The organism is Acidovorax sp. 56, assembly GCF_002749705.1.
In the GTDB taxonomy this organism is placed as follows: domain Bacteria; phylum Pseudomonadota; class Gammaproteobacteria; order Burkholderiales; family Burkholderiaceae_C; genus Acidovorax.
In genome coordinates, this window is the sequence record NZ_PEEV01000001.1 from 2,286,853 (window position 1) to 2,309,432 (window position 22,580).

Sequence of the window (22,580 nt, forward strand, 5' to 3'; positions counted from 1 at the left end):
CTCCGCGGCCATGGCCACCTTGGCACCTTTATCTGCAGACCACCCGCCCGGGTTGATCCCTTCAGGCCAACTCTGGCTACCCAGGGCCTCGCTCACCTCTTGCCTGCGCGCCGCCATGGTGCGCAGCACCATGGGGTATGAGCTCACCGACGCGCAGCGGCTCAACCACTTCCCGGCCTCGCCCCTGTGCAGCCTGAGCTGGTGGTTTGAGGGCCAAGGCGAGACGCTGGTCCCGCGCAACCCAGGCACGGCGGCCACACTGGACTGCGAGCGCGCTCCGTTGCCCGGCCGCTGGGTGCTCAGTGGCCCACAGACGGCGCCCAGCACAAGCTGGTGCCCTGACCCCACCGAAGGCATGATGGTGTTGCTGCTGCCCGATGCGCTGCACCAACTGACAGGGCTGGAGCCCGAAGCCCTCACCAACCGCTTTGTCGATGCCCAGGCCGCATTGCCGCCTGACTGGCACCCCCTCCTGGAAGCCGTGCAATCACAGCCCGACAGCGCCAGCCGCCTGGCTTGCCTGGAAGATTTTTTGGAGCCCCGCTGGCAGGCTTGCCGACCCACCACCCTGCACAGTGCACACCGCTACACCGACTGGGCCAACCATCTGGCCCAACGCGCGGCACTGTCCGCCCCCGGCCGCAGCCTGCGCCAGCTAGAGCGGCGCATCAAGCGCTGGGCCGGACTGCCCCTGCGGGAGCTGCGCGGCATGGGCAAGTCAGAGCAGGCCTTTTTTGATGCGCTGACCGCCCATGTAGACCAAGGCACCGTGTCATGGGCTGAAGTCGCGGCTGGGGCAGGCTATGCCGACCAGTCGCACCTGTGCCGTGTCACGCGCCGCATCACCGGCTTTACGCCGCAGGCGCTGTATGACGGCATCCTACGTGAAGAGGCGTTCTGGGCGTACCGCATCTGGGGGTAATGCCCCCAGATTCATGGAATGTGCATTTCCTGGAACGTCACCCTGCGCCGCTGTGGGTCGAACAAACCGCCCTCGGGCAGCACATGCATGCGGATGTCCGCCGCCTTGGCCATGGGGCCATCGTCGTCCACGATCTGGGCACGGCGGGCGTCAAACAGTTTGACGTAGTAATTGCCCAGCACCTCCCACATACCGTCCGGCCGCACCAGCAAAGCCGTTTCCTCGTCAATGCCCACGCCGATGAGCTGAGGGTGGTCCAGCACCGCGCTGATGAGCCGGTTGTAACGGGCGCGGTGCATGAAATGCTGGTCCACGATGGCCCCTTTGAAGAAGCCAAACCCAGGGGCCAGCTCCTTCATGCCACGGGCAATGTTGATCTGCTCCTCTTCTTCAGAGTTGCGCGGCGTGCGCCATTTGCCCGTCAACATCAGGCGGCTCATCACCGAGGCCCCGGCAGACGTACCGCCCACCACCGCGCCCGCCAGGTAGCGCGCCTCCACCGCCTGCAAGGCACGCGTGCCCACCAGCAGGCCAGACAGGCGCGACTGGTCGCCACCCGAAAACCAAAAGCCGGTGAAGCCTTCGAGCATTTGCACCACCGCCGCACTGTTGGCCTCACCCGGGCGAAAGTCCACCACCTGCGCCTCGGCCCCCAGGAGCGCAAAATCGCGGGCCACCTCTTGCGCCTCTTCGTCCGATTTGGAGCTGGCCATGGGGAACACGGCAATCCGCGCCTTATCCGCCCCCGCCAGCGCTACAAACCGCTTTTGCACGCTCACTGGCGTATCCCCGCCACCCACAATGAGCAAATACCCCTGCGGCCGCATGAAGAGCCGCATCACTGCGGAAAGGCGGCTAGGGCTGGGGCTGGTCGCACCTGCCTGCGCGGCAGGCTGAGGCTGCGGCGCAGGCGGCCCCATCAGCATGGTTTGCGCGGTCGGCAGCGCAGGGCTAGCAGCACTGGCAGGCTCTGCCGCCACAGCCTTGGGCGGCACCGGACCAAACACGCCGCCCGGAGCAGGCTGCGCCTGTACGTGGGACACGCCCAACATCACCAACAAAGCCCCCGCACACCAGAGGCCCCGGAAGCACCCACGCAGCAATGACCGAGCGTATCGAAACATGGATCGATGAGAAAAAAGGAAAGGGAGGACAGCCCGCGCAAGCAGACCCTAGGCCCGCGCAGATGGCACACGGGGGCGGCAGCGCAAACCCCAGAGATCAGGACGCACGCCGCCAAACAAACGGAGCACGGATTCTATGCAACAGCGCAGCGAAGGAGGCTTGCAGGGCTTTCTGATGCCAGACAGACAAGCGTGCAGGCCACACACCACGCCACAGCCATCGCTGGTGGTGCACTTGCGTCGACAGGATCAACCATCTTGGCCAACCGGGTTCCTCCCACACCGCACTGCGCCGATCACTCTTGCGGCCGAAAGAACGTGAGTTCAACAACCGTTTGTATTGACAGGCGAAACGGTGGCGCAGATTCTTGTGGAGCCAAAGACCACCAACAAGTACACAACAGATGCCGGGTATACAACGGCAGGTACTCTACCCTCTGATCCCAATCGCTCAGGCTCTTGCTTTTGAGATGGCGTCCATATACGAGTTGCTAAGCATTACCGCTTGCCGCAATGAAGGCCTCAATCTCGCCTGCGCGGCGAGGACCGGACTCCAACCACTCCACGCGCCACTCAGCAATGCGCTCTCCTTTTTCATGGATAAGGGTGCCGGGGCTAGGCTCGTTAATCCATTCCCGCTGGCGGATGAGAACCAAGGGCTCCTCCGAGCCTGGAGTGTCTTGTGAAAATTCCAGCGCATCTTCGTACGCGCTGAAGGCACAGTAGTAATCGCCTCCTTCACATTCATCTGGAGCGCCGCCCTCGGGGTGGCACCAGACCCGATACTCAAGAACCTCATCAAAGAAGTAACCCCCGCCTGATTTGCTTAAAACTGGATACTCCCCTACAAGCTCCGGATCAACGGCGACTGGAAATTTACTCATGCTCTTCTCGATGCGTAACGAATGAAAGGGACTTCCACACCCCAAGTGCCCCGCGCAATTGAGAGACAAGGCATCTCACTTGTTTGTTGAGAGGGGAAATCCATCACTGCCATTGTCACCATCGGAATCGATCAGGCAAAGAATGCCTTCGCTGTGCAGGGCGTTGATGCAACAGGCACCCCGGTATTTTTGCGTCCCAGTATGCCGCGGGCCCAGTGGCTCGAACTCATCGCAGCACTTCCGCACGCGCCCGCCTGAACTGCCCCATCCCAACCATTAGATCGGTGCCGCGCCTGCCCCGTATCATCCCCGCCATGCTTGCCAAGTTAATGAGTTTCCTTTTGCTGGGCGTGGTGCGTTTCCTCACCGGGTCCCAGGCGCGTTGGTACGGGTGCCCGCCCAAGGCGGAGCAGCGCATCTACTTTGCCAACCACCAAAGCCATGCCGACATGGTGCTGATCTGGGCGGCGCTGCCGGAGGAGTTGCGCAGCATTACCCGCCCGATTGCGGCCAAGGACTATTGGACCAAGACGCCGTTCAAGCAGTGGATCACCACGGCGGTGTTCAACGCGGTGTATGTGGACCGGCAAGCCAGCCCGGCAGCACGCACGCCCGGTGCAGCCGCCGCGTCTTCAGCCGCCCCTGCGGCCCCCGCTGTGGCCGATGCCGCGCAGGCCACAGCAGCGTTGGCCGTGCCATCGGCCAGCACCGAGGCCGAAACCGCCGCCGCTGGCGGCCCCGACCCGGCGCCCGATGCGCCGCCCCGTGAGCCGAGCCCCGAGGAATTGCGCGCTGCGCTGCCTGAGGGCGACCCGCTCACCCCGCTGGTGCGCGCGCTGGAGAGTGGGGATTCGATCGTGATCTTCCCGGAAGGCACGCGCGGCCACGGCGATGAGCCCCAGCCGTTCAAGTCCGGCCTGTTCAAGCTGGCGCAGATGTTCCCGAACGTGGTGCTGGTGCCTGCATGGATCAACAACGTGCAGCGGGTGATGCCCAAGGGCGAGGTAGTGCCTGTGCCCATCCTGTGCTCGGTGACGTTTGGCGCACCGATTGCGCTGGAGTCTGGCGAAGAGCGCCGCCCGTTTCTTGACCGCGCCCGCCGCGCTGTCATGGCCCTGCGCGAGGTGTGACCCGATGAATAGTTTTTTGCGCAACCTCACCCCCTCGCAGCAGATTGGTGCCTTGTTCATCGTCATGTTTGGTGTGCTCTCGCTGGCCACCCTGTGGGGCTTTGCCAAAACGCTGCGCGAGCATGCCAGTGACGACCCGTTGGCCGATGCGCGCATGCAGGAAGCCAAGCGCTTCTGGGGCCTGATCAAAACCTCGTGGATGATGGCCACGGTGTTCTGGATTGGCTGGGCGCTGGGCGATACGGTGGCCACGGTGCTGTTTGCCATCGTGGGGTTCTTTGCGCTGCGCGAGTTCATCACGCTCTCGCCCACGCGGCGTGGCGACCACCGAAGCCTGGTGCTGGCCTTCTTTGTGGTGCTGCCGCTGCAGTTCACCATCGTGGGCAGCAAGATGTTTGACCTGTTCACGGTGTTCATCCCGGTGTACGTGTTTTTGGCGCTGCCGGTGGTGAGCGCGCTGGCCAACGACCCTGAGCGTTTTTTGGAGCGCAACGCCAAGCTGCAGTGGGGCATCATGGTCTGCGTGTATGGCATGAGCCATGTGCCCGCGCTGCTGCTGCTGGACTTTCCGGGCTACCGCGAAAAGGGTGCCTTCCTCGTTTTCTTCCTGGTGTTTGTGGTGCAGACCTGCATGCTGGTGCAGCACCTGCTGGGGCGGCGCTTTCCACACAAGCCGGTGGCGCCGCAGGTGAGCCAGAGCTTTCAGTGGGCGAGCTGGCTGGCCGGTGTGGCCGCTGGCGGGCTGGCGGGCGGGCTGCTGTCGTTCATCACGCCATTTAAGCCTGGGCAGGCGCTGGGCATGGCGCTGCTGGCGTGCTTTGCGGGCAGCCTGGGGCATTTGGTGATGAAGGCGCTCAAACGCGACCGGGGCGTGACCAGTTGGGGCATGCAGGGCATGTCGGTCACCGGCGCGGGGGGGCTGCTGGACCGGGTGGACTCGCTGTGCTTTGCCGCCCCCGTGTTCTTCCACTCGGCACGCTGGTACTTCGGGCTTTAAACAAAATTGGCCTCTAGCGCTTATTCAATAAGCGCTAGCAGCTACAAATTCAATAGCAAATGCGCATCTTAGGGATTGACCCCGGCCTGCAGACCACCGGCTTTGGCGTGGTGGACATGGATGGCCACAAGCTCAGCTATGTGGCCAGCGGCACCATTCGCACCACCACCTTGGCGCTGGGCGACTTGCCTGGGCGGCTCAAGATTCTGTTTGACGGCATTACCGAGGTGGCCGCCCGCTACGAGCCCGATGTGGCCTCGGTCGAAATCGTGTTCGTCAACGTCAACCCGCAATCCACCCTGCTGCTGGGCCAGGCGCGGGGCGCGGCCATCACGGCCCTGGTGGCCAGCAACCTGCCCGTGGCCGAGTACACCGCGCTGCAGATGAAAAAAGCCGTGGTGGGCCATGGCCGCGCGGCCAAAAGCCAGGTGCAGGAGATGGTGCGGCGCCTGCTGAGCCTGCCCGGCCTGCCGGGCACCGACGCGGCCGACGGCCTGGGCATGGCCATCACCCACGCCCACGCAGGCGCCGCCATGGGCCGCCTGGGCGAAGCCGCTACGCTGAACCGGCGCCAGCACGCGATGTACAAAGGCGGGCGGAGTTACTGAAGGGTGAAGGGTGAAGGAGCCAAAGGCGGCGAGGCGTTGCGCACAGAGCGCCCTGGCTTCGACAGGCTCAGCCCGAACGGATGGGGCGTCATCTGGGGTATATGACGCGCCAGGGGCATGCAAAATACCAAGAGAATTGCTCCACAGCGCCTGCAAATCAAGCGCAAGCAGCTCACTTATCCATAGCAAAAAGCGCTGAATTTTCAGCACTGAATGCTGCGCTGCGCTCAGCGTCCCAGGCCGCGCTTGAGTTCTTTGAGCAGCAACAGCACCTGGTTGGATGCATGGCGGCAACTGGTGTTGAACAGGTGCTGCGCCTTGGCCCCATCGCCAGCCTGGGCCAAGTCGATCGCGGCGGCGGCTTGCTGGTGAAAGTACTGGTGGCGGGCCACCAACATGTCAAACGCCGGGTAGTGGCCCAGCCGCAGGCGCCCGGTGCCGCCCAGCCAGCGTCCCAGATCGCAGCGGTCGGCCTGGCAGGTGGGGTCAATCTGCGGGACTTCGGGGGAGCGGCCGTGCACCAGGTCGTCCAGTTGCATGCGCCAGGCCTCATGGCTGGTGATGGCGGCGTCCAGGTCCAGCTCGGTCATCAGGGTGGCGGCGTACTCTGGGTCCAGCACCAGCTCGCTGCCGTTGTCCTCCAAGGCCCAGGTGGTCTCTGCACTGTCTGGGTCTTGCTCGCGGATTTTGAAAAAACGGCTGAAAAAACCCATGCTTTGCCTTGGTTGATGAACGGGGAAATGAACGAGGGAAAGGGCACTGCGAAAGTGCGAATACACCTCCGTGAAACATTTTGTATCGCAACCTGTGTTTTGGCTATCAAAAAAATGCACTCCCGTTCGCCCCCTGCCGCAGCAACCCCGCTGCGGACAGCGGCTAGCGCCCGCGCCCAGCAGCCGCGCTGGCACCAGCAGACAATGAAGGCATGACCACTGCACTTGCCCCCACCCTGCGCCGCCCCGCCCTGTCCATGCTTGATCTGGTCGCCGTGCGCGAAGGCGGCACGGTGGCAGAGGCCCTGAAGATTGCGCTGCGCACTGCCCAGCATGCCGAGACGCTGGGCTTTACCCGCTACTGGCTGGCAGAGCACCACAACATGGCGGGCATTGCCAGCTCGGCCACGGCCGTGCTGGTGGGGCACATTGCAGGGGGCACCTCGCGCATCCGTGTGGGTTCGGGCGGGGTGATGCTGCCCAACCACGCCCCCTTGGTGGTGGCCGAGGCCTTTGGCACGCTGGCCGAGCTGTACCCCGGCCGCATCGACCTGGGCCTGGGCCGCGCCCCTGGCACCGACCCCACCACCATGCGCGCCCTGCGCCGCAGCCGGGTAGAGACGGCCGACGATTTTCCGCAAGACGTGGCCGAACTGCAGCGCCTGCTGGGCCCGGCCGAACCCGGCCAGCGGCTGGTGGCCACGCCCGGGGCGGGCACCAATGTGCCCATCTGGCTGCTGGGCTCCAGCCTGTTCTCCGCCCAGCTGGCGGCCGAGCGGGGTTTGCCGTATGCCTTTGCATCGCACTTTGCGCCGCGCTTTTTGCACCAGGCGATTGACCTGTACCGCAACCTGTACCGCCCGTCGGCCGCCTGGCCCAAGCCCCATGTGGCCATTGGCGTGCCGCTGATTGCAGCGCCCACCGACGACGAGGCCGAGTACCTGGCCAGCAGCACCTACCAGCGCGTGCTGGGCATCCTGACGGGCAGCCGCATCAGCCTGCAGCCCCCCATCGAGGGCTTTGCGGCCCGGCTGCAGCCGCAAGAGCGTGCGGCGATTGGCGACTTTCTGGCGGCCGCTGTGATCGGCGGGCCCGACACCGTGCGCGAGGGCTTGGCCCGGCTGGTGCAGGACACAGGGGCCGACGAGCTGATCCTGGTGTGCGATGTGTACGACCCGGCACTGCGCTTGCGTTCGCTGGACATCGCCGCGCAGGCACTCGCCGATATGGCGAGCGAGCCCACCGCACTGGCCTGAGCCTAGGGGCCCTCTGCACGCATCACCGCGCCAGATAGCCGCCATCGACGGGGTAATACGCCCCGGTGACGAACGAGGCTTTGTCCGACGCCAGCCAGGTCACCAGCTCGGCCACCTCCTCGGGCTGGCCCAGCCTGCCGATAGGGTGCGAGGCCACCAGCATGGCTTGCACGGCGGCGTTGGCCTCCAGACCGCTGATCATGGGGGTGTGGATAAAGGCCGGGCCCACGGCATTGATGCGCACGCCCTGGGCGCTGTACTCCAGCGCGGCGGCCTGGGTCAGGCCCACCACCCCGTGCTTGGCGGCCGTGTAGGCCGGTGCCGTGGCAAACCCCACGGCGCCCAGAATGGACGCCATGTTGACGATGGCGCCGCCCCCGCCCTGCAGCATGGCCGCGATCTGGTACTTCATGCCGTAGAACACGCCCGAGAGGTTGATGTTGATGACCTGCGCCCAGCCGTCCAGCGGGTAGTCGGCCGTGGGGGCCTGCGGGCCGCCAATGCCAGCGTTGTTGCAGGCCAGGTCCAGCCGCCCATAGTGCGCCACGGTGCGCTGCACCAAGGCTTCGCTATCAGCGGCACTGCCCACATCGGCAGCCACAAACAGCGCATCGCCCCCTTGGGCGCGCACCAGCGCCGCAGTCTCCTCGCCCGCAGCGGTGTTCACATCGGACACCACCACCTTGGCGCCCTCGCGCGCCCACTGCAGTGCAATGGCGCGGCCAATGCCTGAAGAAGCCCCGGTCACAAGTCCCACTTTGGTTTTGAGCATGCTTCACTCCCTGGTGTTTGACTGACATGGCCTGCCGCCCCGTGCCGCAGGCGCAGAGGCATTGTGCGACCATCAGAAAAGATATCAATAAACGCTGGGGCCCTGGGCCGCCCTTGGTTCACACCAAGCGGCTACCATCGTGGGCGGCGCAGCGCCCTGCCCTGCCCACTTTGCAACCCGACACCGCTTGCCACCCGATACATGCCCGCTTTTTCATTTGAAGCCCTAGACGCCCAGGGCCAGACCCGCAAAGGCCTGCTGGAGGCCGACACCGCCAAGTCCGCACGCGGCATGCTGCGCGCCCAGGGGCTGGTGCCCATGTCGGTGGAGCTGGTGCAAACAGGACAAAACACCGCAGGGGGCAGCAGCGCGCTGGGGCAGCGCCTGTTCACCCGCCCGGTGTTTGGTGCCACGGCGCTGGCGATCTGGACCCGGCAGTTGGCCGGGCTGGTGTCTTCGGGCCTGCCGCTGGAGCGGGCGCTCACCGCGCTGAGCGAAGAGGCCGACGACGACCGGCAAAGCCACCTGGTGGCGGCGCTGCGCGCCGAGGTGAATGCAGGCTCGACCTTCGCCCGGGCGCTGGGGCAACACCCGCGTGAATTTTCAGACATCTACTGCGCTGTGATCGGCGCAGGCGAGCACAGTGGCGACCTGGGCATGGTGCTCGAGCGCCTGGCCGATGACCTGGAAGACCGCCAGGCGCTCAAGGCCAAGCTCATTGGCGCGGCGCTGTACCCGGCCATCGTGACGGTGGTGGCCATCGTCATCGTGCTGTTTTTGGTGGGCTATGTGGTGCCCCAGGTGGCCAGCGTGTTTGCAGGCACCAAGCGGGCGCTGCCGTTTCTCACGGTGATGATGCTGACCATCAGCGACTTGGTCCGCCACTATGGCTGGTTGATGCTGATCACTCTCATTTTGATAGCTGCTGGCGCTCGCTGGGCGCTGACTTTCGAGTCTTTTCGTGAAAAGTTTGACGCCGCCTGGCTGAACCTGCCCGTGGTGGGCAAACTGGCACGCGGCTACAACGCGGCCCGCTTTGCTGGCACGTTGGCCATGCTGGCAGGGGCGGGCGTGCCCATCCTGAAGGCGCTGCAGGCCGCCGCCGAAACACTGAACAACCGCGCCATGCGCGCCGATGCGCTGGATGCGCTGGTGCTGGTGCGCGAAGGCGCCCCGCTGGCATCGGCCCTGGCACAGAAGAAGCGCTTTCCGGGGCTGGTGTCCATGTTTGCCCGCCTGGGCGAGCAGACGGGGCAACTGCCCTTGATGCTGCAGCGCGCCGCCACGCAAATTTCGACCGAAGTGCAGCGGCGCTCGCTGCAACTGGCCACCATCCTGGAGCCGCTGCTCATCGTGAGCATGGGCCTGATCGTGATGACCATCGTGCTGGCGGTGATGCAGCCCATCATTGAGCTGAACAAGTTTGTGAAATAAAGCCCCTCCGGAACCCACACCATGGCCGTAACGCTGGACGACAAACTGGTGGTGGCGATCTCGTCACGCGCGCTGTTTGACTTTGAAGAAGAAAACCGCGTCTTTGACCCGCTGGACCCGCGGGCCTACATGGAGCTGCAGCAAGCGCGCCTGGAGGTGCCCGCCAAACCCGGCGTGGCGTTTCAGCTGGTGCGCAAGCTGCTGGCCTTCAACACGCCCCAGGCGCGGCGGGTGGAGGTGGTCATCCTCTCGCGCAACGACCCAGTCAGTGCGCTGCGCATTTTTCGCTCGGCCAAGGAGGCTGGGCTGCCGCTGGAGCGCGGCGTGTTCACCCAGGGGCGCGACCCCTTCCGCTACCTGCGGCCGCTGGGCGCGCACCTTTTTTTATCGGCCAACGAGCAAGATGTGAACGCCGCTTTGGCGCTGGGCTTCCCTGCGGCGCGGGTGCTGACCGAATCGGTGGCCGCCGGGGTGGACTACCCCAACGAGCTGCGGATTGCGTTTGACGGCGATGCGGTGCTGTTCTCGGACGAAGCCGAGCGCGTGTACCAGGCCGAAGGGCTGGCGGCCTTCCAGACGCACGAAATCAGCAAGGCGGCCCTGCCGCTGTCTGGCGGCCCATTCAAGCCCCTGCTGGCCGCCCTGCACCAGCTGCAACAGCAAGCGGGTGCCTCGGGCATGCGCCTGCGCATTGCGCTGGTCACGGCCCGCAGCGCCCCGGCACATGAGCGCGCCATCAACACCCTGATGAAGTGGAACCTGGCGGTGGACGAGGCCATGTTTCTGGGCGGGCTCGAAAAAGGCCCATTCCTGCGCGAATTTGAGCCCGACTTCTTCTTTGACGACCAGACGGGGCACGTCAACTCGGCAGCGCAGCATGTGCCATCGGGCCATGTGAGCAGCGGCATCGCCAACACCCCGGCCCATTCCAGCGCGCCAAGCACCCCGGACTAATCGGGCCCTGGCGATGCGGGCGCCCATACCGTCACGGTAAACGGCGGTGAAGAACTGCAACCTTTGGTGAGCCAGCGGACTCACACGCTTGCAAATGCGTTGCCAAGTCCCAAGCTGCCCTGACGACCCAACGGGAGCGATGGGGTCTGGGTCTGCAGGGCCCTGATGACGCCCACCTGCCCGCAGCTATCCCCCGAACCACCCAGGAGCGCGCCCATGTCTTTTCTGAAAACCCTGCTGGCCTGCGGCACCGCCCTGGCGTGCAGCCTGGCGCTGGCCCAAAGCCCAGCCCCCGCCCCGACAGAAACCAGCACCGCCAACGCGGCCCCCAGCAAGGGCGAGCAAAAGGCCATGCGCGAGTTCAAGATGTTGGATTTCAATGGCGACGGCAAGCTCAGCCGCACTGAGGTCAAGCTATTCCCCCGCCTTTCGGCAGCGTTTGACGAGGCCGACACCGACCACGACAACTACGTTTCGTACGAGGAAGTGCGCGCCTTTGCCGCCAAATACCGTGCAGAGCGCGATCGCCAGAAAGCCGCCCAGGCGGCCCAGCCTTCGCACAACCAGGCACCGGAACAAGCCACGCCCGCTGAAAACGCCAGCGCAGGCGGCAAGGCGGAATAAAACACAGGCCCGGCAGAGCCCCAGGCCTCGGTCAGAGCCCGGCCGTGCGCTTGATCTTGGGGTCGGAGTAAGTCAGCTCTTCTTGCTTGACCTGCTGGGCCAGCCGCTCTTGCTGGGTCATCTTGTTGATGTCCTGCGCCACCTCCACGGCGCTACCGCTGGCGCGCCACATCGACTGGATCAGCTCCAGCAGTTGCTTGTAGATGGGCTCTTTGGGCGGCTCAGGCGGCTCCTCCACCGTTTCCTTCTTCTTGACTTCGGTCCAGTCACGGTTCTGGGTATCGGTGGCAGACGGCTTGTCAGGCTCTCGCACGGTCGCCCCCTCGCCCAGTCGGTCCGCAGACTCGACGGGATTGGGTGCGTTGATGGGACGCACCGCAGGGGCGCCGGAGGCGCCAGTGGAATACAAATCAGCGCCCTGAGGACGCCAACTCGGCGATCGGTCGACAGGTGGCATTTGCATGGCAGTGGCCCGTGGTGAAGTGAAAACATGCGGTGGCTCTGCCACCTTCTTCGTACTTCATTTCGGCAAAAAGAAGGGCAAATTAAGGCCTTTTTTGCCAATTGGCCCAAATCTAGGGTTTACCCCTAGAAACTACCCGCCACCCAGACCATCGCCGCTTACAAAAAGCGCTCCAGCAACTTGCGCGAATGCTTGTCCAGCGCCGTGGTGTCGGGCACCTTGAACTGCCCCCCCTCGCCCGCCGCAATCAAAAGCCGGGTACGGCCCGCAAGGCGGCGAATGTCTTCTTCGGCCTTGAGCACCAACCGGGCGGCACCTCGGTCGGTCTGCACATCCCAGGTGCTTGGGGTTGAGAAGCTAGACACTGCAATGATTTTTTCGATAGTAGGCACAAACTCCCGAACTGCCAACTCTTCTTCAAGCAATTGGCGCTGGGGGGCTGGCAAGGTGTCCAGTCGATCGATCCATTGCAGCTCATGCCCATCTGCGCCCACCAGGGACAAGCCTTCATGGGGCGCAGCAATGGGGAACGCGCGCACGGGCACCACACCCTCATGTGCGGTGCCATCAGGCAGGGTGAGCACCAAGCGGCCATGGGGGTTGCGGTGCAATTGCCCCGAGAAACCGGTGGATGAGGAGACAGGGGAAGTGGTCTGGGCAGTCATGGTTCTTCTTCTGTCTCAAGGGTTGCCCGCAGGGTGGGCGGGGTGCAGCAAGCTGCTGTCAATGATCACGCCAGCGGCCTGGGCATCCTCTTCGGCGCGGCGGGCCTGGGCTTCATACAGGCGCCAGTAAGCGCCCTGCTTTTCCATCAGCTCGTCGTGCGGGCCCACTTCCACCACCTCGCCACGGTCCATCACCACCAGGCGGTCCGCCTTGCGCAGGGTGGACAGGCGGTGGGCAATGGCAATGGTGGTGCGGCCTTGCACCAGGTTATCGAGCGCCTTCTGGATTTCCTTCTCGGTTTCCGTGTCCACGGCCGAGGTGGCTTCGTCCAGGATCAGGATGCGGGGGTCGATCAGCAGCGCACGGGCAATCGAGATGCGCTGGCGCTCACCGCCCGACAGGCCCTGGCCGCGCTCACCCACCAGCGAGTCGTAACCATGCGGCAGGCGCAGGATGAATTCATGGGCATGGGCAGCACGCGCAGCCGCCACGATTTCTTCGCGCGTGGCGTGGGGCTTGCCGTAGGCAATGTTCTCGGCAATGGTGCCAAAGAACAGGAACGGCTCCTGCAGCACCAGACCGATGTGGCGGCGGTAGTCCGCCACCGCAAAGCGGCGGATATCGATGCCATCGACCTGGATGGAGCCATCGCTCACGTCGTAGAAGCGGTTGATCAGATTGACCAGCGTGCTCTTGCCCGAGCCGCTGTGGCCCACCAGGCCGATCATTTCACCCGCGCGGATCTCCAGATCCAACCCCTTGATAACGGCACGGCTTCCATAGCGAAAGCCCACGCCCTGCATGGTGATGGAGCCCTCTACCTTGTCCACCTTCACGGGCTGGGCCGGGTCGGGCACGTTGCTGACGTGGTCCAGGATGTCAAAAATGCGCTTGGCGCCCGCGGCAGCCTTTTGCGTCACGGACACGATGCGGCTCATCGAATCCAGCCGACCATAGAAGCGCCCAATGTAGGCAATGAACGCGGTGAGCACACCCACCGTGATCTGGTTGTGCGACACCAACCAGATGCCAAAGGCCCACACCACCAGCAAGCCGATTTCAGTGAGCAGCGAAACGGTGGGTGTGAAAAGACTCCAAGTCTTGTTGAGCTTGTCGTTGACTTCCAGGTTGTGCTGGTTGGCATCGCGAAAGCGCTGGGCTTCGCGCTTTTCTTGTGCAAAGGCCTTCACCACGCGGATGCCGGGAATGGTGTCTGCCAGCACATTGGTCACTTCAGACCACACGCGGTCGATCTTCTCAAAGCCGGTGCGCAGGCGGTCGCGCACGGTGTGGATCATCCAGCCAATGAACGGCAGCGGCACCAACGTGACCAGCGCCAGCCAGGGGTTGATGGAGAACAGGATGGCCGCCGTCATGCAAATCATGAGCACGTCGGTCACGAAATCCAGCGCATGCAGCGACAGGAACACGTTAATGCGGTCCGTCTCCGAACCGATACGGGCCATCAGGTCCCCCGTGCGTTTGCCGCCAAAGTAGTCGAGCGACAGGCGCAGCAGGTGCTCGTACGTGGTGGTGCGCAGGTCAGCGCCAATGCGCTCAGACACCAGCGCCAGGATGTAGGTGCGCGCCCAAGACAAGCCCCAGGCCGCCAGCGCCGCCAGCAGCAGCCCGCCTAGGTACACCATCACCAAGGTAGGGTCGATTTTCTGACCGTTTTGGTAGGGAATCAGGATGTCGTCCATCAGCGGGATGGTGAGGTACGGCGGCACCAAGGTCGCAGCCGTGGACGCCATCGTCAGCGCAAAGCCTGCTGCCAATTGCTTGCGGTAGGGCCGCGCAAAACGCCACAGGCGCAGCAGCACCCAGGTGGAAGTTTGCGGGGGTTGGGCGCGTGCGCAGGCCGGGCACTCTTCGGTGTCGGGCGGCAGCGGGGTGTGACAGATGGGGCAGGCGGGGTCGTCGGCCTCTTGCGCGGCGCTCGCCGGGTCCGCCGCATACGCCCGTTGCTGCTCAAACCGCTGCACCAGGCGCAGCGCCTGCGGGTGGTTGCCCAGGGTGAATCGCCAGAACGCCAGGCGCTTTTCGGGACTGTGCAGCTCCAGCGTGCCCACGCCACCGTGGTCTTGCATCTTCAGCGACAGCCCCTCTCCCACAGCCCAGGTTTGCCAGGTGGTGGAGCCCGCATCGCAAGCCATCAGGCGGTTGGCGGTGACGACCACCCAGCCCTTGGCAAAGCGCAAATCCACGCTCAGGTCAACCTGTAACGTAGCCAACACGTTTTCTTGGGGCGCGAGCATGGCCCGCAAATCGGCCCCCAAAGGGCCAGAAAAGACACCCGAGGCGTCTACAGAATGGTGATGTTGCATATTCTTTGTTTTTCAGCAGTCCACAGTCCAAAACTGCAGCCTGTGCAGATGCGGGAATTTTGACCGAAACACGGCCCTCCTACGAAAGCTGACACTTACATCTCCTCTTCCCGCCAATTTCCAGCCCAACCGGGCGCACAATTGCAACCCTGTCCGGCCCGTCCGGTGTCTCTGAACCGCTCCGATCCATGGCAAAAATCGACGACATCCAACTGCTTCGCATCAACTACCTGCGTGGCCCCAATATCTGGACCTACCGCCCCGTGCTGGAAGTCTGGCTGGACCTCGGGGTTCTGGAAGACCATCCCTCCAACGCACTGCCTGGTTTCAACGAACGCCTGACCGCCTGGCTGCCCGCCCTGATCGAGCACCACTGTGGCGTGGGCGAGCGCGGCGGCTTTTTGCAGCGCCTGCAAGAAGGCACCTGGTGCGGCCACGTGCTCGAGCACATCGTCATTGAACTGCTGAACCTGGCGGGCATGCCCACCGGCTTTGGCCAAACCCGCAGCACCTCGGTGCGCGGCGTGTACCGCATGGTCTTCCGTGCCCGCGACGAGAGCGTGGCGCGTGTGGCGCTGGCCCAGGGCCATGCGCTCATCATGGCCGCCATCAACGACGAACCCTTTGATGTGCAAGCCGCCGTGGCCCGCGTGCGCACCGAGGTAGACGACCAGTACCTTGGCCCCAGCACCGCCTGCATCGTCACGGCCGCCACCGACCGGGGCATCCCCCACATCCGCCTGAACGATGGCAACCTGGTTCAACTGGGCTACGGTGCCAGCCAGCGCCGCATTTGGACGGCCGAGACCGAGCGCACCAGCGCCATCGCCGAAGGCATCGCCAGTGACAAAGACCTCACCAAGAGCCTGCTCAAGGCTTGCGGCGTGCCGATTCCGGAAGGCCAGGTGGTCAACAGCCCCGAAGAAGCCTGGGAAGCCGCCCAAGACATCGGGCTGCCCGTGGTCGTCAAACCGTCTGACGGCAACCATGGCCGGGGCGTGACGCTGGACCTGCGCAAGAAAGAAGACATCGAAGCGGCCTACCACGTGGCTTACCCCGAGGGCAGCGACGTGATGGTGGAAAGCTTCATCCCTGGCGACGAGCACCGCATCCTGGTGGTGGGTGGCAAGGTCGTGGCAGCGGCACGGGGCGAGGTTGTCAGCATCACCGGCAATGGCCGCTCCACCGTCAAGGAACTCATCGACACCCAGCTCAACTCCGACCCACGCCGGGGCTACGAGGAAGAGTACCCGCTCGAAATCATCGATCTGACCACCGACACCAAAGTGCTGCTTGAACTCAAGCGCCAGGACTTGGACGCCGACTCCGTACCCGCAGCAGGCCGCCAGGTGGTGGTGCAGCGCAACGGCAACGTGGCGGTGGACTGCACCGATGACGTGCACCCCGAGGTCGCCTACATTGCCCAGCTCGCCGCCAAGGTGGTGGGCCTCGATATTGCCGGTATCGACATGGTGGCCAAGGACATCTCCAAGCCTCTGCACACCCAGGGTGGCGCGATTGTGGAAGTGAACGCAGGCCCTGGCCTGCTGATGCACCTGAAGCCCGCAGTGGGCGCCCCCCGCCCCGTGGGGCAGGCGATTGCAGAGCACCTGTTCCCTTCCGAAGAGCACCAGGAAGGCACGGCAGGCCGCATCCCCGTGGTCGGCGTGGCCGGCACCCGCGAGACGGCCACCATTGCCCGCGTGGTGGCATGGCTGCTGCACCTGGGCGGCCACCACACCGGCCTGGCGTGCCGCGATGGCCTGTTCTTGGACCGCCGCCGCGTGGAGTCTGCCGACAGCGCCCACTGGGAAGCGGCCCACCGCCTGCTGATGAACCAGATGGTGCAAGCCGCTGTGATCGAAAGCGATGCCCGCACCATCTTGCGCGATGGCCTGGCCTACGACCGCTGCAAGGTAGGCGTGGTGACCGACATGGACGGCCTGGGCGCGCTGGCCGAATTCGATGTGCACGAGCAAGACCAGATGACCAAGGTGCTGCGCACCCAGGTGGATGTGGTGCTGGACGACGGCGCCGCCGTGCTCAATGCCGCCATCGACCAGGTGGCAGCCCTCGCCCCGCTGTGCGATGGCGCCGTGGTGCTGTATGCGCAGAACCCCGATTTGCCCGCCATCGTGGAACACCGCGCCAAGGACAACGGCCGCGCCGTGCTGGTGAAGAACGGTCGTGTGGTACTGGCCACGGGCAGCGCTGAACATGTGCTGGGCACCCTGGGCGAGTTGACCTTTGGCCGCAACGCCGTGGTGCCCAACACCGACGCCTTGCTGGCCGCCATTGGCGCAGCCTGGGCGCTGGACATTGCACCCGACTTGATCGGCGCTGGCATCAAGACCTTTGAGCCCGAGCTGCAAGCCCCGGTGAGCCCCCGCCCCGCGTCTGTGACGACCCTGGGCACCCACTGAGCCGCACAGAGCCACCTTGGCAGACACCCCCTTCTTGTTGCACGCGATGACACCAGAGTGCACAGCGCACAGCACCGCACACTGACGGAACATAGAGAGAGAAATTCATGGACGTAACCCGCACCCGGGCCCTGCGCGGCCCCAATCTCTGGAGCCGCCACATGGCCATTGAGGCCGTGGTGACCTGCAGCGAGGCCGAACGCGCCATTGGCAAGATCGCCGGTTTTGAAGCGCGCCTGCGCGCCCTGTTCCCAGCCATCGGGGTGCTGCACCCGGAAGGCGGCGACAGCGACATCTCGCTGGCGCATGTGCTGCAAACCGCGGCCCTGGCCTTGCAGGCGCAGGCCGGTTGCCCTGTGACGTTCGCCCGCACCACCGCCACCACCGATGTGGGCGTGTACCAGGTGGTCGTCGAATACAGCGAAGAAGCCGTGGGCCGCAAGGCGTTTGAAGACGCACAACAACTCATCCAGGCAGCGCTGGGCAACGGCAGCTTTGACGCCGAAAAGGCCGTGGCCGACCTGCGCGAGCTGGACGAAGACGAGCGCCTGGGCCCCAGCACGGGCTCCATCGTCGAAGCCGCAGTGGCCCGTGGCATTCCCTACCGCCGCCTCACGCGCGGCAGCCTGGTGCAGTTTGGCTGGGGTTCCAAGCAACGCCGCATCCAGGCGGCCGAGGTCGATTCGACCAGCGCCGTGGCCGAATCCATTGGCCAGGACAAAGACCTGACCAAGCGCCTGCTGCACGCTGCGGGCGTGCCCGTGCCTCTGGGCAAACCCGTCGAAACCGTGGAAGAAGCCTGGGAAGTGGCCCTCAAGGTCGGCCTGCCCGTGGTGGTCAAACCGCAAGATGGCAACCAGGGCAAGGGTGTGACGGTGAACATCACCGACCGCGCCCAGCTGGAAGAAGCCTACAAAAACGCCGCCGACTACGGCACCGTGATGGTCGAGCGCTTTTTGCCCGGCCACGACTTCCGCCTGCTGGTGGTGGGCGACCAACTGGTGGCCGCCGCACGCCGCGAGCCGCCCCAGGTGCTGGGTGACGGCCAGCACACGGTGCGCCAATTGGTCGAAGTGGTGAACCAAGACCCACGCCGTGGCGAGGGCCATGCCACCTCGCTCACCAAGATCCGCCTGGACGACATTGCCGTGGCCCGCCTTGCCATGCAAGACCTGACCCCCGACTCGGTGCCCGCCAAGGGCCAGCGCGTCATCCTGCGCAACAACGCCAACCTGTCCACCGGCGGCACCGCCACCGATGTGACCGACGACGTGCACCCCGACGTGGCCGCCCGCGCCATTGCGGCCGCCCAGATGGTGGGCCTGCACATTTGCGGCGTGGACATGGTGGCCGAAACCGTGCTGCGCCCGCTGGAAGAGCAAGGCGGCGGCTTTGTGGAAGTGAACGCCGCCCCCGGCCTGCGCATGCACCTGGCCCCCAGCTACGGCAAACCCCGCAACGTGGGCCAGGCCATGGTGGACCGCCTCTACGCCCATGGCGACGACGGCCGCATTCCCACCGTGGCCGTGACCGGCACCAACGGCAAGACCACCACCGCACGCCTGATTGCGCACCTGTTCACGGCCCAGGGCCTGCGCGTGGGCATGACCAACACCGACGGCGTGTACGTGAACGGCCGCCAGATCGACAGCGGCGATTGCAGCGGCCCCAAGAGCGCCCGCAACGTGCTGCTGCACCCCGAGGTGGACGCCGCCGTGTTCGAGACCGCCCGTGGCGGCATCCTGCGCGAAGGCCTGGGCTTTGACCGCTGCCAAGTGGCCGTGGTGACCAACATTGGCGAAGGCGACCACCTGGGCATGAACTACATCACCACGGTGGAAGACCTGGCGGTGCTCAAGCGCGTGATCGTGCAGAACGTGGCCCCCACGGGCTATGCCGTGCTCAACGCCACCGACCCCATCGTGGCGGCCATGGCATCGGCGTGCCCCGGCAAGGTGATCTACTTTGCGCTGGACCGCCACCACCCCGTGATGGCCACGCACCGCGCGCAAGGCCACCGCACCGTGTATGTGGACGGTGACTCGGTCGTGGCGTCCGAAGGCTCGTGGCGCGAATCCATCCACCTGCGTGATGTCCCCATCACGCGCAACGGCCGCATTGGCTTTCAGGTCGAGAACGTCATGGCTTCCGTGGCTGCGGCCTGGGCTGCGGGCGTGCCCTGGCAGACCATTCGGCGCGGCCTGTCGGGCTTTGTGAACGACAGCGACAACGCCCCGGGCCGCTTCAACGTGATGGACTACCACGGCGCCACCGTGATTGCCGACTACGGCCACAACCCCGACGCCATGCGCGCCCTGGTGCAGGCTGTGGACGCCCTGCCCGGCAACCGCCGCAGCGTCGTCATCAGCGGGGCGGGTGACCGCCGCGATGAGGACATCCGTGCGCAAACCGTGATCCTGGGCGCCGCCTTTGACGAAGTGATCCTGTACCAGGACGCGGCCCAGCGCGGCCGGGGCGACGGCGAGGTGATGGCGCTGCTGCGCGAAGGCCTGGCGGGCGCCAGCCGCACCAAGCATGTCGAAGAAATCCGGGGCGAATTTGTGGCCATTGACTTTGCACTGGCCCGCCTGCAACCGGGCGACCTGTGCCTGGTGCTGGTGGACCAGGTGGAGGAAGCGCTGGCCCATCTGGCGCAGCGCTGCACCGAAGCCGGGCCTGCCGCATGATGGCGCCCACGTCCGCCCGCCGCATGGCGTGCCACACGCTGGCGGCCCTGGCCCTGCTGGGAGCCGCCGTGCCGGGGGTGGCCCTGGCCGCATCGGGCGAGAAGATTGGCACGGTGGACACCGCCTTCCAGTGGATTGGCCGCGACCACGACATCATCGTGGAAGCCTATGACGACCCCGGCGTGCAGGGCGTAACCTGCTACGTCTCGCGGGCGCGCATCGGCGGTATCAAGGGCACGCTGGGCCTGGCCGAAGACCGTGCCGAGGCGTCCATCGCCTGCCGCCAGGTGGGGCCCATCAGCATCCCCGAGCCGCTCAAGAAACAAGAAGAAGTGTTCAGCGAACGCATGTCCATCTTGTTCAAGCGCCTGCGCATCGTGCGCATGGTGGATGCCCCGCGCAACACGCTGGTGTACCTGACGTATTCCGAAAAGCTCATCGATGGCTCGCCGCAAAACAGCCTCACCGCCGTACCAGTGGACCGGGCCACGGCCATCCCTGTGCGCAAGTAAGCCGCCCGCCTCACCACAAACGCCCCGCAGCGGTCATCGCTGCGGGGCGTTTTTCATTCAACATCAAAATACCCTCTAGCGCTTTATCTATAAGCGCTAGCAGCTATCATTTTTGAAAACCACTCAGGCCTCTGCAGCAATCTGCCTCAGCGCCTGCTCAAACACCTCCACCGGCTGGCCGCCCTGGATCAGGTGGCGCTCGTTGACGATGATGGCGGGCACCGAGTGAATGCCGTTTTGCAGATAGAACTGCTCGCGCTCGCGCACCTCGTCGGCATAGCGGCCCGATGCCAGCACCTCACGCGCCTGGGCCGCATCCAGTCCCACGTCGCTCGCCACACGCACCAGCACCTCGTGGTCGCCAGGGCTCTGGCCGTCGGTGAAGTAGGCCTGGAACAGCGCCTTCTTCAGCGCACTCTGCAAGCCCTGTTCTTCGGCCCAGTGCAGCAGGCGGTGGGCGTCAAAGGTGTTGTAGATGCGGCTGCGCTTGTCCATGCGGAAGGTGAAGCCCAACTCGGCCCCGCGCGCGGCGATGGCGTCACGGTTCTTCTGGCTTTGCTCGGGCGTGGCGCCGTATTTTTCCTGCAGGTGCTCGCCAATGTCCTGGCCCTCGGGGCCCATCTGCGGGTTCAGCTCAAACGGCTGAAAGTGCAAATCCAGCGCCACTTGGCCCTGCAGCCGCTCGGCCGCTTGCTCCAGCGCCTGAAGGCCAATGATGCACCAGGGGCAGGAGACATCGGACACGAAATCGATCTTGAGGGTGGTGGTCATGGGTGGCCCTTCACATGCAAAGCCGCCATGGTAGGCCGCAACCGGCCAGGGTGCAGGGCACGCTGCGATGACCTCAAAAGCCAAGCAGGAGCAGGCCCCAAAAACCCCACACCGCCAGCCATTGATGCGGCCCCAAGCCCCCCGATATGCGAGGCTTCCCCCCCGCGCCAGCCCCAGCGCGCCCATTCATTGCCCCCGTAGAGAGAGCCCCATGAACCTGCGACAGCAACAGTCCGTCCTCACCATCGCCATGCTGGCCGCCTTTGCCGATGGGGCCAAGGACGACACCGAGCGCGAGGAGATTCGCCGCATCGCGCAATCGCTGGCCGCCGACGGCAACCTGCCCGACCTGCCCCGCCTGTACCAGGACGTGCTGCTGCGCCGCACCAGCCTGCAAGCGGCCACGGCTGCGCTGCAAGACCCAGCCCACCGCCAATTGGCCTACGAGATGGCCGTGTGCGTGTGCGATGTAGACGGGCAGCAGACTCCCGCTGAGCGCGAGTTTCTGGCAGCGCTCAAGCAAGCCTTGCAGTTGGGCGCTCAGCAGACCACCGCCTTTGACCAGGAAGAACAGGCCCTGGCCCAGGCGCTGGACAACGCAGGCACGCCTACCCGCTCCGCACTGCCTGTGGCAGCGCAAGGCACCCCGCCCAGCGCAACACCGCACGATGCCGAGCTGGACAAATCCATCCTGAACTACGCCTTGCTCAATGGCGCGCTGGAGCTGCTGCCCCAGTCCTGGGCCTCGATGGCCATCATCCCGCTGCAGATCAAGATGGTGCACGCCATCGGCAAGGCACAAGGCGTGGAACTGGACCGGGGCCACATCAAGGAATTCATCGCCGCCGCCGGGGTGGGCATGGCATCGCAGTATGTCGAGCAGTTTGGCCGCAAGCTGCTGGGCGGCCTGCTGGGCAAGGTGGCAGGCAAAACCCTGGGCGGGCTGGGTGGCGCGGCCACAGGCATGGCGTTTTCATTTGCCACCACCTACGCACTGGGCCAGGTGGCCAAGCGCTACTACGCCGGGGGGCGCACGATGGACACAGCCCTGCTGCGCGACACCTTTCAGAGCCTGCTCGGTCCTGCCAAGCAAATGCAAACGCAGTACCTGCCGCAAATCCGGCAAAAGGCCGCCACGCTGGAAGCCGGACAAATCATGGCCATGGTGCGCGGGGCCTGAGGCGTTTTCACAGGAACGGGTGACCCGTGATATGACGGCCTCCAGCGGGGCCTGCGGTTTACTCATTTTTTGATAGCTGCTAGCGCTTATTTATCAGGCGCCAGCGCCATTTTTGGCACATCAAAGTGCCACA

At 65.0% G+C, this 22,580-nt stretch carries 20 protein-coding genes; 12 read left to right on the plus strand and 8 right to left on the minus strand.

Annotated features, from left to right (window positions below; translation table 11 throughout):
- The first annotated feature begins 10 nt into the window (after positions 1–10).
- Positions 11–922, plus strand: coding sequence for a helix-turn-helix domain-containing protein (locus CLU88_RS10120; RefSeq protein WP_143225974.1), 912 nt, complete (start codon positions 11–13; stop codon positions 920–922).
- A gap of 11 nt (positions 923–933) precedes the next feature.
- Here CLU88_RS10120 and CLU88_RS10125 read toward each other — a convergent pair whose 3' ends face one another.
- Both CLU88_RS10125 and CLU88_RS10130 read right to left on the minus strand, forming a co-directional pair.
- A complete protein-coding gene (locus CLU88_RS10125) occupies positions 934–1,965 on the minus strand; it encodes a cyanophycinase (protein ID WP_158235593.1) in 1,032 nt (343 codons plus the stop codon).
- Between the two features lie 572 nt (positions 1,966–2,537).
- Positions 2,538–2,930 (minus strand): GCN5 family acetyltransferase, encoded by a 393-nt coding sequence (locus CLU88_RS10130; RefSeq protein ID WP_099656488.1) that lies wholly within the window; start codon positions 2,928–2,930, stop codon positions 2,538–2,540.
- Positions 2,931–3,244: 314 nt separating this feature from the next.
- Between CLU88_RS10130 and CLU88_RS10135 the strand changes: the two genes are divergently transcribed.
- From CLU88_RS10135 to ruvC, 3 genes are read left to right on the plus strand one after another with little or no spacing between them, the layout of a single operon-like run.
- Positions 3,245–4,060: a 1-acyl-sn-glycerol-3-phosphate acyltransferase gene (locus CLU88_RS10135; RefSeq protein ID WP_099658775.1), complete on the plus strand. Its 816-nt coding sequence runs from the start codon at positions 3,245–3,247 to the stop codon at positions 4,058–4,060.
- A gap of 4 nt (positions 4,061–4,064) precedes the next feature.
- Positions 4,065–5,057: a phosphatidate cytidylyltransferase gene (locus tag CLU88_RS10140; RefSeq protein ID WP_099656489.1), complete on the plus strand. Its 993-nt coding sequence runs from the start codon at positions 4,065–4,067 to the stop codon at positions 5,055–5,057.
- A 59-nt stretch (positions 5,058–5,116) separates the two neighbouring features.
- Positions 5,117–5,665: a crossover junction endodeoxyribonuclease RuvC gene (ruvC, locus tag CLU88_RS10145; RefSeq protein WP_099656490.1), complete on the plus strand. Its 549-nt coding sequence runs from the start codon at positions 5,117–5,119 to the stop codon at positions 5,663–5,665.
- A 227-nt stretch (positions 5,666–5,892) separates the two neighbouring features.
- Here ruvC and CLU88_RS10150 read toward each other — a convergent pair whose 3' ends face one another.
- Positions 5,893–6,378: a CZB domain-containing protein gene (locus CLU88_RS10150; RefSeq protein WP_099656491.1), complete on the minus strand. Its 486-nt coding sequence runs from the start codon at positions 6,376–6,378 to the stop codon at positions 5,893–5,895.
- A gap of 212 nt (positions 6,379–6,590) precedes the next feature.
- Between CLU88_RS10150 and CLU88_RS10155 the strand changes: the two genes are divergently transcribed.
- Positions 6,591–7,634 carry an LLM class flavin-dependent oxidoreductase gene (locus CLU88_RS10155; RefSeq protein WP_199173438.1) on the plus strand — a complete coding sequence of 348 codons (1,044 nt, stop codon included), beginning with the start codon at positions 6,591–6,593 and terminating at the stop codon, positions 7,632–7,634.
- A 22-nt stretch (positions 7,635–7,656) separates the two neighbouring features.
- Here the strand turns inward: CLU88_RS10155 and CLU88_RS10160 are convergent, their stop codons facing one another.
- On the minus strand, positions 7,657–8,406 hold the full coding sequence (locus tag CLU88_RS10160) for an SDR family oxidoreductase (RefSeq protein WP_099656492.1): 750 nt from the start codon (positions 8,404–8,406) through the stop codon (positions 7,657–7,659).
- A gap of 201 nt (positions 8,407–8,607) precedes the next feature.
- Between CLU88_RS10160 and gspF the strand changes: the two genes are divergently transcribed.
- The 3 genes from gspF to CLU88_RS10175 all read left to right on the plus strand — a co-directional run bounded on the left by gspF (position 8,608) and on the right by CLU88_RS10175 (position 11,418).
- Positions 8,608–9,840, plus strand: a complete 1,233-nt coding sequence (gene gspF, locus CLU88_RS10165; RefSeq protein WP_099656493.1) for a type II secretion system inner membrane protein GspF — start codon at positions 8,608–8,610, stop codon at positions 9,838–9,840.
- 21 nt (positions 9,841–9,861) lie between these two features.
- A complete protein-coding gene (locus CLU88_RS10170; RefSeq protein WP_099656494.1) occupies positions 9,862–10,794 on the plus strand; it encodes a 5'-nucleotidase in 933 nt (310 codons plus the stop codon).
- 216 nt (positions 10,795–11,010) lie between these two features.
- A complete protein-coding gene (locus CLU88_RS10175) occupies positions 11,011–11,418 on the plus strand; it encodes an EF-hand domain-containing protein (protein WP_099656495.1) in 408 nt (135 codons plus the stop codon).
- Positions 11,419–11,449: 31 nt separating this feature from the next.
- On the opposite strand, the gene CLU88_RS10180 is transcribed toward CLU88_RS10175, so the two are convergent.
- The 3 genes from CLU88_RS10180 to CLU88_RS10190 form a co-directional block, all read right to left on the minus strand.
- Entirely contained in the window at positions 11,450–11,881 is a 432-nt protein-coding gene (locus CLU88_RS10180) for a hypothetical protein (protein WP_099656496.1), read from the minus strand.
- 158 nt (positions 11,882–12,039) lie between these two features.
- Positions 12,040–12,546, minus strand: a complete 507-nt coding sequence (locus CLU88_RS10185; protein ID WP_099656497.1) for a DUF1854 domain-containing protein — start codon at positions 12,544–12,546, stop codon at positions 12,040–12,042.
- Positions 12,547–12,561: 15 nt separating this feature from the next.
- A complete protein-coding gene (locus tag CLU88_RS10190; protein ID WP_099656498.1) occupies positions 12,562–14,874 on the minus strand; it encodes an ABC transporter ATP-binding protein in 2,313 nt (770 codons plus the stop codon).
- Positions 14,875–15,062: 188 nt separating this feature from the next.
- On the opposite strand from CLU88_RS10190, the gene cphA (CLU88_RS10195) reads away from it, so the two are divergent.
- From cphA (CLU88_RS10195) to CLU88_RS10205, 3 genes are all read left to right on the plus strand, one after another.
- A complete protein-coding gene (gene cphA, locus CLU88_RS10195) occupies positions 15,063–17,297 on the plus strand; it encodes a cyanophycin synthetase (RefSeq protein WP_099656499.1) in 2,235 nt (744 codons plus the stop codon).
- Between the two features lie 107 nt (positions 17,298–17,404).
- Positions 17,405–19,984: a cyanophycin synthetase gene (gene cphA / locus CLU88_RS10200; RefSeq protein WP_099656500.1), complete on the plus strand. Its 2,580-nt coding sequence runs from the start codon at positions 17,405–17,407 to the stop codon at positions 19,982–19,984.
- Entirely contained in the window at positions 19,981–20,496 is a 516-nt protein-coding gene (locus CLU88_RS10205; RefSeq protein WP_369827626.1) for a CreA family protein, read from the plus strand. The genes cphA (CLU88_RS10200) and CLU88_RS10205 overlap by 4 nt, the downstream gene beginning before the upstream one ends.
- Positions 20,497–20,619: 123 nt before the next feature.
- On the opposite strand, the gene CLU88_RS10210 is transcribed toward CLU88_RS10205, so the two are convergent.
- On the minus strand, positions 20,620–21,267 hold the full coding sequence (locus tag CLU88_RS10210) for a DsbA family oxidoreductase (RefSeq protein ID WP_099656501.1): 648 nt from the start codon (positions 21,265–21,267) through the stop codon (positions 20,620–20,622).
- 67 nt (positions 21,268–21,334) lie between these two features.
- Here CLU88_RS10210 and CLU88_RS10215 point away from each other — a divergent pair, with 67 nt between their 5' ends.
- Complete coding sequence (locus CLU88_RS10215) at positions 21,335–22,447, plus strand: DUF533 domain-containing protein (protein WP_099656502.1); 1,113 nt, start codon at positions 21,335–21,337, stop codon at positions 22,445–22,447.
- Positions 22,448–22,580 lie beyond the last annotated feature (133 nt).

What these genes read in the sequence shown, in the direction of transcription:
- CLU88_RS10120 (WP_143225974.1), top strand. Translation starts at nt 11, where the DNA reads ATGGCCACCTTGGCACCTTTATCTGCAGACCACCCGCCCGGGTTGATC.
- CLU88_RS10130 (WP_099656488.1), bottom strand. Translation starts at nt 2,930, where the DNA reads ATGAGTAAATTTCCAGTCGCCGTTGATCCGGAGCTTGTAGGGGAGTAT.
- CLU88_RS10135 (WP_099658775.1), top strand. Translation starts at nt 3,245, where the DNA reads ATGCTTGCCAAGTTAATGAGTTTCCTTTTGCTGGGCGTGGTGCGTTTC.
- CLU88_RS10140 (WP_099656489.1), top strand. Translation starts at nt 4,065, where the DNA reads ATGAATAGTTTTTTGCGCAACCTCACCCCCTCGCAGCAGATTGGTGCC.
- ruvC (WP_099656490.1), top strand. Translation starts at nt 5,117, where the DNA reads ATGCGCATCTTAGGGATTGACCCCGGCCTGCAGACCACCGGCTTTGGC.
- CLU88_RS10150 (WP_099656491.1), bottom strand. Translation starts at nt 6,378, where the DNA reads ATGGGTTTTTTCAGCCGTTTTTTCAAAATCCGCGAGCAAGACCCAGAC.
- CLU88_RS10155 (WP_199173438.1), top strand. Translation starts at nt 6,591, where the DNA reads ATGACCACTGCACTTGCCCCCACCCTGCGCCGCCCCGCCCTGTCCATG.
- CLU88_RS10160 (WP_099656492.1), bottom strand. Translation starts at nt 8,406, where the DNA reads ATGCTCAAAACCAAAGTGGGACTTGTGACCGGGGCTTCTTCAGGCATT.
- gspF (WP_099656493.1), top strand. Translation starts at nt 8,608, where the DNA reads ATGCCCGCTTTTTCATTTGAAGCCCTAGACGCCCAGGGCCAGACCCGC.
- CLU88_RS10170 (WP_099656494.1), top strand. Translation starts at nt 9,862, where the DNA reads ATGGCCGTAACGCTGGACGACAAACTGGTGGTGGCGATCTCGTCACGC.
- CLU88_RS10175 (WP_099656495.1), top strand. Translation starts at nt 11,011, where the DNA reads ATGTCTTTTCTGAAAACCCTGCTGGCCTGCGGCACCGCCCTGGCGTGC.
- CLU88_RS10180 (WP_099656496.1), bottom strand. Translation starts at nt 11,881, where the DNA reads ATGCAAATGCCACCTGTCGACCGATCGCCGAGTTGGCGTCCTCAGGGC.
- CLU88_RS10185 (WP_099656497.1), bottom strand. Translation starts at nt 12,546, where the DNA reads ATGACTGCCCAGACCACTTCCCCTGTCTCCTCATCCACCGGTTTCTCG.
- CLU88_RS10190 (WP_099656498.1), bottom strand. Translation starts at nt 14,874, where the DNA reads ATGCAACATCACCATTCTGTAGACGCCTCGGGTGTCTTTTCTGGCCCT.
- cphA (WP_099656499.1), top strand. Translation starts at nt 15,063, where the DNA reads ATGGCAAAAATCGACGACATCCAACTGCTTCGCATCAACTACCTGCGT.
- cphA (WP_099656500.1), top strand. Translation starts at nt 17,405, where the DNA reads ATGGACGTAACCCGCACCCGGGCCCTGCGCGGCCCCAATCTCTGGAGC.
- CLU88_RS10205 (WP_369827626.1), top strand. Translation starts at nt 19,981, where the DNA reads ATGATGGCGCCCACGTCCGCCCGCCGCATGGCGTGCCACACGCTGGCG.
- CLU88_RS10210 (WP_099656501.1), bottom strand. Translation starts at nt 21,267, where the DNA reads ATGACCACCACCCTCAAGATCGATTTCGTGTCCGATGTCTCCTGCCCC.
- CLU88_RS10215 (WP_099656502.1), top strand. Translation starts at nt 21,335, where the DNA reads ATGACCTCAAAAGCCAAGCAGGAGCAGGCCCCAAAAACCCCACACCGC.